Source organism: Mesorhizobium sp. M7D.F.Ca.US.004.03.1.1 (genome assembly GCF_003998635.1).
Lineage (GTDB): Bacteria > Pseudomonadota > Alphaproteobacteria > Rhizobiales > Rhizobiaceae > Mesorhizobium > Mesorhizobium loti.
The window spans coordinates 1-4,569 of record NZ_RZQG01000487.1 but is presented as its reverse complement, the minus strand read 5'-3'; the positions used below and the strand labels follow the sequence as shown (position 1 = coordinate 4,569).

At 64.1% G+C, this 4,569-nt stretch carries 3 protein-coding genes and 2 pseudogenes; all 5 read left to right on the top strand.

Annotated elements, in window-relative coordinates:
* Window positions 1-356 (top strand): annotated as a pseudogene (locus EN935_RS23490) (transcription termination/antitermination protein NusA); the annotation flags it as partial.
* A gap of 38 nt (window positions 357-394) precedes the next feature.
* Window positions 395-1,045, top strand: coding sequence for an RNA-binding protein (locus tag EN935_RS23485; RefSeq protein ID WP_126067593.1), 651 nt, complete (start codon window positions 395-397; stop codon window positions 1,043-1,045).
* Window positions 1,042-3,615: a translation initiation factor IF-2 gene (gene infB, locus EN935_RS23480; RefSeq protein ID WP_126067594.1), complete on the top strand. Its 2,574-nt coding sequence runs from the start codon at window positions 1,042-1,044 to the stop codon at window positions 3,613-3,615. Before EN935_RS23485 ends, infB begins: the two co-directional genes overlap by 4 nt.
* 126 nt (window positions 3,616-3,741) lie before the next feature.
* Window positions 3,742-4,167, top strand: coding sequence for a 30S ribosome-binding factor RbfA (rbfA, locus tag EN935_RS23475; RefSeq protein WP_109666384.1), 426 nt, complete (start codon window positions 3,742-3,744; stop codon window positions 4,165-4,167).
* Window positions 4,167-4,569 (top strand): annotated as a pseudogene (gene truB, locus EN935_RS23470) (tRNA pseudouridine(55) synthase TruB); the annotation flags it as partial. The gene rbfA and the pseudogene truB, both read left to right, overlap by 1 nt.

The following is a 4,569-nucleotide window of genomic DNA, read 5'->3' as shown; positions in this document are numbered from 1 at the left end:
CCCGCGAATATCTGGAGAAGATCGAGGCCGAGCACGACGACAAGCGCAAGGCGCTCGGCGTCTCGGACGAATTGCGCGAAATCCCCGGCGTCACCACCGCCATGATGGTGACGCTCGGCGAAGACGGCGTGAAGACGATCGAGGACTTCGCCGGCTATGCCGCCGATGACCTCACCGGCTGGAAGGAACGCAAAGACGGCGAAACCAAGGTATTCCCCGGTGTGCTGGCCAATCACGGCGTCGCGCGTGCCGATGCCGAGCAGATGGTTCTGGCTGCCCGCCTCAAGGCCGGCTGGATCACCGAAGACGAGCTTGCGGCCGAAGAAGTCTCGGCTGACGAAGCCGTTGGTGCGTGAGGTGAAACCGCATCGCACCGAACCCGCCCTTGGACGAGATGAACGATCGCACCTGCATCGTTACGCGCAAACAAGCCGAACCGGATGAACTGATCCGTTTCGTCGTCGGCCCGGATTCGGCCGTCGTTCCCGACATCAAGAGAAATCTGCCCGGCCGCGGTTGCTGGGTGAGCGCCGACCGCCTACATATCGACAAGGCTGCGGCGAAGAACCTCTTTGCCCGCGCCTTCAAGGCACAGGTGGTCGTGCCGCCTGATCTTGGCGGCATGGTCGACGGGCTGCTTTCCAGACACGCTCTGGGCATGCTTGGTCTGGCCCGCAAGGCAGGCGCAATTTCGCTTGGTGCTACCAAGGTCGAGAGCGCGGTGCGCGGCGGATTGGCGCTTTTCGTGCTGCACGCGACCGAGGCGTCCGACGACGGCGTGCGCAAGATCAGCCAGGCGCGACGGGCGACAGTCCATCTCGGCGGGCCCGCTATCCTTGCCTACAAACTTTTCTCCGAGGCCGAGTTGAGCTTGGCATTGGGGGGTACAAATGTGATACATGCTGCCGTTCTCGCGGGAGACGCGGGCAGGGCGGTCCAGAAGCGCATGGTTGCGCTCGACCGGTATCGGGGCGGTTCCCCGGACGATCTGGCAATGCTTGCGGCTGTTGCTGACGAAGATGATGCCGCAGAGGATATGGAATGAGCGATACGAAATCGGGTGACGACAATACGCTGAGTGTGACGCCGAAGAAGACCTTGACGCTGAAGCGCCCCGGTATGGAACAGGGCACTGTGCGCCAGAACTTCTCGCACGGCCGCACCAAGCAGGTCGTCGTCGAAACCAAGAAGCGCAAGTTCTCGATGCCCGGCGACAAGCCGGAGCCGGTTGCCGCCCCCGTCTTCACACCGAAGCCGCCGGTTGTGGCCGCGCCCGTCGTGCAGGAAGCACCGAAGGCGCCGCCACCTCCGCCCCCGCCGGCCCCGGTCGAGCGCAGCGGCATGGTGCTGAACGAGCTGTCGCGCAGTGAAATGGAGGCGCGCCGCAGGGCGCTTGAAGGCTCCAAGGTGCGCGAGGTCGAGGACCGTCAGCGCGCCGCCGAGGACGCCAAGCGCCGTGCCGAGGACGAAGAGCGCCGCAAGCGCGAACGCGATGAATCCGCACGCCGCCAAGCCGAGGAAGAGGCGCGGTTGCAGACCGAGGCCGAGTCTCGCCGTCGGGCCGAGGAAGAGGCACGCCGCCGCGCGCCGCTGACCGCCGAACTGGCAACAGTCGACGATGAGGAAGAGGTCAAGCCGAAGCGGGTTGGTGCCGGTGCACCGGTGCGCCGTCCGGTCACGCCCGAAGTGGCGCGTCCGGCCAAGCCGACCAAGAGCGAGGAAGACCGCCGCCGTGGCAAGCTGACGCTGAATTCAGCATTGTCCGACGAAGACGCGCGGGCCCGTTCGCTGTCGTCGATGCGTCGCCGCCAGGAAAAATTCAAGCGCGCGATGCATAATGAGCCGCGCGAGAAAGTCATGCGCGAAGTGATCCTGCCCGAGACCATCACCATCCAGGAACTGGCGCAACGCATGTCCGAGCGCGCGGTCGACCTGGTCAAGTTCTTCATGAAGCAGGGACAGATCCTGAAGCCGGGCGACGTCATCGACGCCGATACGGCAGAGCTGGTCGCCACCGAATTCGGCCACACGGTCCGCCGCGTCGCCGAGTCCGACATCGAGGAAGGCCTATTCAACATCGCCGACAATGCCGAGGACCTGGTGGCGCGTCCGCCTGTCGTGACGATCATGGGCCACGTCGATCACGGCAAGACCTCGCTGCTCGACGCCATCCGCAACGCCAATGTCGTCTCCGGCGAAGCCGGTGGCATCACCCAGCATATCGGCGCCTACCAGGTCGAGAAGAATGGTCACAAGATCACCTTCATCGACACGCCCGGCCACGCCGCCTTCACGGCGATGCGTGCTCGTGGCGCGCAGGCGACCGACATTGCCATCCTGGTTGTGGCGGCCGACGACAGCGTCATGCCGCAGACGATCGAATCGATCAGCCATGCCAAGGCGGCCGGTGTTCCGATCATCGTGGCGATCAACAAGATCGACAAACATGATGCCGATCCGCAGAAGGTGCGCTCCGAACTGCTGCGCCACGAGGTCTTCGTCGAATCCATGGGCGGTGAAGTTCTGGACGTCGAAGTCTCGGCGACCAAGGGCACCAATCTCGACAAGCTGCTCGAGGCGATCCTGCTGCAGGCCGAAATTCTCGACCTGAAGGCCAATCCGGATCGTACTGCCGAGGGTGTCGTCATCGAAGCGCAGCTCGACAAGGGCCGTGGTCCCGTTGCCACCGTGCTGGTGCAGACTGGCACGCTGATGCCGGGCGACATCCTTGTTGCCGGCAACGAATGGGGCCGGGTGCGCGCGCTGGTCAACGATCGTGGCACGCAGATCAAGGAAGCGCCGCCGGCGATGCCAGTCGAAGTACTTGGCTTGCAGGGCACGCCGCAGGCCGGCGACCGCTTCGCAGTGGTCAACAACGAGGCCCGTGCCCGCGAGATCACCGAATATCGCCAGCGTCTGGCGCGTGAGAAGGCGGTTGCCAAGCATGCCGGCCAGCGCGGTTCACTCGAGCAGATGATGTCGCAGTTGCAGACGAGCGGGCTGAAGGAATTCCCGCTGGTCATCAAGGGCGACGTGCAGGGCTCGATCGAGGCGATCAACGCTGCGTTGGACAAGCTCGGCACCGACGAAGTGCGTGCGCGCATCGTCCATGCTGGCGCCGGCGCCATCACCGAAAGCGACGTGTCGCTGGCGGAGACCTCGGGTGCGGCGATCATCGGCTTCAACGTCCGCGCCAACGTCCAGGCGCGTGCCGCCGCAGCGGCGGCGGGCATCGAGATCCGCTACTACTCGATCATCTACAACCTTGTGGATGACGTGAAGGCGGCTCTGTCGGGCCTTCTGTCGCCGGAGCGTCGCGAGACCTTCATCGGCAATGCGCAGATCCTCGAGATCTTCGACATCACCAAGGTCGGCAAGATCGCCGGCTGCCGTGTCACCGAAGGCAAGGTCGAGCGCGGTGCGGGCGTGCGCCTGATCCGCGACAACGTCGTCATCCACGAGGGCACGCTGAAGACGCTGAAGCGCTTCAAGGACGAAGTTTCGGAAGTCCCCGGCGGCCAGGAATGCGGCATGGCCTTCCAGAACTACGAGGACATGCGCGTCGGCGACGTCATCGAGTGCTTCCGCGTGGAGATGGTGACCCGGACACTCTGAGTTCGAGTGATTTGTCCATACCGGGCGGCGGTCGAAAGACCGCCGCCCAAGGTCTATTGAGAATGACCCATATGAGACATGCGGCACGGTCCCATCCCGCGCCTCACGCTTTCAGGATTGAGAAAAATGCCCCGTCCAACCACATCCAGCCCATCCCAGCGCATGCTGCGCGTCGCCGAACAGGTGCGCCATGCGCTGTCCGAAACCCTGCAGCGCGGCGAGATCATCGATCCGCTGATCGAGAACACCGTGGTGTCGGTCTCGGAAGTGCGCATGTCGCCTGACCTCAAGGTCGCCACGGCTTTCGTCTCGCCGCTCGGCGCCAAGGATACCGATGCGGTGGTCGAGGCGCTGAACAAGCATGCGAAATTCGTCCGCGGCCGTGTCTCAGGCGCGCTGCGGCAGATGAAGTTCATGCCGGAGTTCCGCTTCAAGCTCGACACCTCCTTCGACAATTTCGCCAGGATCAACGACCTGTTGAAGTCGCCCGAGGTAGCACGCGATCTGGGTCCTGAGGACCAGGACAAAGACGACAACAAGGACACCGAATAGTGGCGCGCCGCGGCAAGAAGAAGGGCCGTCCGATCTCGGGCTGGCTGATCCTGGACAAGCCGGTCGGCATGGGTTCGACCGAAGCCGTCTCCAAGATCAAATGGCTGTTCCAGGCAGAAAAGGCCGGCCATGCCGGCACGCTCGATCCGCTGGCGTCCGGCATGCTGCCGATCGCGCTTGGCGAGGCCACCAAGACCGTGCCCTACGTGCAGGACGGCGCCAAGATCTACCGCTTCACCGTTTCCTGGGGACAGGAGCGTTCGACCGATGACCTCGAAGGTCCGGTGACGAAGGAGTCCGACCAGCGTCCAGCGGAAGCCGAGATCAAGGCGCTGCTGCCGAAATACACCGGCGTCATCATGCAGACGCCGCCGCAATTCTCGGCCATCAAGATCGCGGGCG